Genomic DNA, 3,673 nt, shown 5'->3' with positions numbered 1-3,673 from the left:
GTCGTCCACGGTCACGACCTCGCCGTAGCGGTAGCTCTTGAAGACGTTCCAGATGAACGGCAGCGTCGAGGCACCGAGGAGGTAGGCGCCGATCGTGGAGATCGTGTTGAGCGTGGTGAAGCCATCGGTCACCAGGTAGTCGGCGTAGCGGCGCGGCATGCCCTCGGCACCCAGCCAGTGCTGCACGAGGAACGTCGCGTGGAAGCCGATGAACGTGGTCCAGAAGTGGAGCTTGCCCAGCGGCTCGTCCATCATCCGGCCGGTGATCTTCGGGAACCAGAAGTAGATGCCGGCGAACGTGGCGAACACGATCGTGCCGTAGAGCACGTAATGGAAGTGCGCCACCACAAAGTACGAATCGGACACCTGGAAGTCGATCGCCGGGGCCGCGAGCAGCACACCCGACAGACCGCCGAAGAGGAACGTGACGATGAAGCCGACCGAGAACAGCATCGGCGTCTCGAAGGTCAGCTGTCCCTTCCACATGGTGCCGATCCAGTTGAAGAACTTCACACCGGTCGGCACGGCGATCAGGAAGGTCATGAACGAGAAGAACGGCAGCAGCACCGCGCCGGTGGCGTACATGTGGTGCGCCCACACGGACACCGAGAGCGCCGCGATGGCGAGCGTGGCCCAGATGAGGCCCTTGTAGCCGAACACCGGTTTGCGGCTGAACACCGGGAAGATCTCGGACACGATGCCGAAGAACGGCAGCGCGACGATGTACACCTCTGGGTGGCCGAAGAACCAGAACAGGTGCTGCCACAGGATCACGCCGCCGTTGGCCGGATCGAACACATGGGCGCCGAGGCGGCGGTCGGCGAGCAGGCCGAACAGGGCGGCGGTGAGGATCGGGAAGGCGATGAGGATGAGGATGCTCGTGACCAGGATGTTCCAGGTGAAGATGGGCATCCGCCACATAGTCATTCCTGGCGCGCGCAGGCATACCACGGTGGTGATCATGTTGACGGCGCCGAGAATCGTGCCGAGGCCGGACACCAGCAAGCCGGTGATCCACAAGTCCGCGCCCACGCCGGGGGAGTAGATTGCGTTCGACAGTGGCGTGTAGGCGAACCAGCCGAAGTCGGCCGCGCCGCCCGGGGTGAGGAACCCGCCGACGGCGGTCAGGCCGCCGAAGAGATACAGCCAGTAGCTGAGCGCGTTCAGCCGTGGGAAGGCGACATCCGGTGAGCCGATTTGCAGAGGCAGGATGAAGTTCGCGAATCCGAACAGCACCGGTGTCGCGTAGAGCAGCAGCATGATCGTGCCGTGCATGGTGAACAGCTGGTTGTACTGCTCCTGCGACAGGAACTGCAGCCCCGGGCGAGCCAGTTCGGTGCGGATGAACATGGCCATCGCCCCGCCGACCATGAAGAAGGCGAACGACGTGACCAGGTACATGATGCCGATCTGCTTGTGGTCAGTCGTGCGGAACAACCGCAGCAGGTATGAACCCTTCGGCCCCTCGCGCACCGGCGACGGGCGCGGAGCAACAGGTGCCGGTGTCACAACCATGCTCGAACTCCATTCGTGGCGCCACAGCCACACCAAACTACTAGACGAGATAGTAGATTACTGGCTTTTGTGTCGATCGACACGGGTGCGTGGCCGTGCTCGGGCCGATAGGGGCGTACTCGTGGAGCACGCGATAGGGGTGGACCCTCGCTCCAGATTTCTCCTACGATGTTGTAGTAGGAGGTCGTCGGGAGGTGTGGTCATGGGCAGGTTGGAGGGAGAGATCCTCGAGCTGTTGTGGGCAGGTGCTGGTCCGCTGACCGTGCGCGACGTGCTGGAGCAGCTCAACGCGGCGAGGTCCCGTCCGCTGGCCTATACGACCGTCATGACGGTTCTCGCGCGACTGGCCGACAAGGGTGCGGCGCGGCGGCGTCCGGCTGGCCGAGGTTATGCCTACGAGCCGGTCGGTCGCGACCCCGCATCACTTGCAGTGAGACGGGTCATCGACGAGCACGGTCAGGCTGCCGTTGCGCATTTCCTCGCGGAGGCGGAGGCTGACGACGATCTCCGGGAACGGCTGCGTCGGATCATCGAAGGAAGAAGCTGATGTCGGCCCGTGGCGGTGCCTTCTGGAGCCTGATCGGCGCTGGCCTGCTCCTGCGGACGACTGCATTGATCGGGTCCTGCGCGGCGATCACTGCCGTTCTCCACACTCTGTTGACAGGCGCAGCCGGGCGGCTCGTCGCGACGTGGTACTTGGTGCTCCCGGCTCTGGCGTTGATAGCGCTGAACCTCGCAGCGCTACGCCGAGAGATCAAGCTGTCCGGGCCGCGCTGCGGGCGCATCGACGGCTCCGGCTCGCAGCGTTCCCGGTACCCGCGGGGCTACGGTCACTCGTCCGACGACAGGGACTGGTCGCGCGCGTGGAGCGGGTGTTGGACGATCGTGCCTTCGCGCTTACATACGGGTTGTGGCGACCGCGCATCGTGATCAGCGACGGCCTGATTGCCCGTTGTTCCGATGACGAACTGGCGGCCGTCCTGGAACACGAGGCCGAACACGTGCGAGTACGTGACCCCCTCCGCATCTTCCTCTGTCGGATAGCCGTGCTGAGATCGCTCCTCATGCCAGTGCTCGCGCATCTCGCGCAGCGCGCCCGGTGCGATGCGGAGCTGGCCGCTGACAGGCGCGCTGCACACCGCATCGGTCCGGCCGTGCTCGCGCGGGCCTTGCTGATCGCGAGTGCGCCACCGGTTCCCTTGGCTGCTGACGTGATTTCGGGATTCGGCGACCGGGACATGTTGGAGGCCCGTGTGCTGCAACTGGAGGGCGCGCGGGTGGCCCGGCGGCGACCGGCGCGCCGGGCGATCGCGATCAGTGCAGGGGGATTGCTGCTCATGAGCTGGTTGGTCGTGAGCGCATTTCTCGCGTCCTCACTGCTCCATCCCGGCTGCGGTTGGATACTACGAGAATGTAGTAGATTGGCGGCGTGATGACTCGTGAGTATCTGGACGGCAAGGCTGCCGAACGGTTCGCCCGTTACTACGACAGCTTCAACGCCCCGGCTGAGCGCCGCTGGGCCGGCGCCCGGCGGGCAAGGATGGTGGGGTCGCTGACGGGCACCGTCCTGGAAATCGGTGCCGGGACAGGTACCAATCTCCGGCATTACCGCGGCGTTCGCGAGCTCGTCGCTGCCGAGCCGTCCGCAGCGATGCGCGAACGTCTGCGCGACGCCGTAGCCGCAGTCCAGGTACCGGTGGATATCGTGGATGCAACCGCAGAGCGACTGCCGTTCTACGAGACGAAGTTCGATGCGGTCGTGTGCGGCCTCGTCCTGTGCAGCGTCACCGACCTCGATCGGGCCTTGGCCGAGATCCGACGGGTGCTCAAGCCCACAGGTCAGCTCGTATTTTTCGAGCACATCCGTGCCGACGGGCTGCTCGGCTGGGTTCAAGACCGGATCGAGCCGACCTGGGCGCGCATCGCCGCGGGCTGTCGACCGAACCGTCGCACCGTTCAGGCTATTCGCGCGGCCGGATTCACCGTCCGCGAGCTCGACATCTTCCGCCCGTGGCCGCGGGTTCCGCTCGTCGCCCCGTACGCACAGGGCACGGCCATCCCTCGGGAACCGAAATGAGAGAGTGCTGCCTAGGTGTACCCGGCCATCAGGTTGGTGGCAGTCGGCTGATCGGGGGTTTGGCTCCGAGTGCGCTGTGGC

4 protein-coding genes are annotated in these 3,673 nt (G+C 65.2%); 3 read left to right on the top strand and 1 reads right to left on the bottom strand.

Annotation, left to right across the window (positions count from 1 at the left end):
- Positions 1-1,515: aa3-type cytochrome oxidase subunit I (ctaD, locus tag FCN18_RS36430; RefSeq protein ID WP_228714314.1), on the bottom strand; the 1,515-nt coding region annotated here is incomplete at its 3' end.
- Positions 1,516-1,717: 202 nt separating this feature from the next.
- Between ctaD and FCN18_RS36425 the strand changes: the two genes are divergently transcribed.
- The 3 genes from FCN18_RS36425 (at position 1,718) to FCN18_RS36415 (ending at position 3,592) form a co-directional block, all read left to right on the top strand.
- The gene (locus tag FCN18_RS36425; protein ID WP_110343976.1) at positions 1,718-2,062 is read left to right on the top strand and encodes a BlaI/MecI/CopY family transcriptional regulator; all 345 of its coding nucleotides are present in this window, start codon (positions 1,718-1,720) and stop codon (positions 2,060-2,062) included.
- Between the two features lie 328 nt (positions 2,063-2,390).
- The gene (locus FCN18_RS39365) at positions 2,391-2,948 is read left to right on the top strand and encodes a M56 family metallopeptidase (RefSeq protein WP_158303259.1); all 558 of its coding nucleotides are present in this window, start codon (positions 2,391-2,393) and stop codon (positions 2,946-2,948) included.
- A complete protein-coding gene (locus tag FCN18_RS36415) occupies positions 2,948-3,592 on the top strand; it encodes a class I SAM-dependent methyltransferase (protein ID WP_110344000.1) in 645 nt (214 codons plus the stop codon). Before FCN18_RS39365 ends, FCN18_RS36415 begins: the two co-directional genes overlap by 1 nt.
- Positions 3,593-3,673 lie beyond the last annotated feature (81 nt).

The organism is Prauserella endophytica (genome assembly GCF_005146945.1).
GTDB classification, from domain to species: domain Bacteria; phylum Actinomycetota; class Actinomycetes; order Mycobacteriales; family Pseudonocardiaceae; genus Prauserella_A; species Prauserella_A endophytica.
The sequence above is the reverse complement of the archived record's forward strand: the minus strand, read 5'-3'. Positions and strand labels throughout refer to the sequence as shown.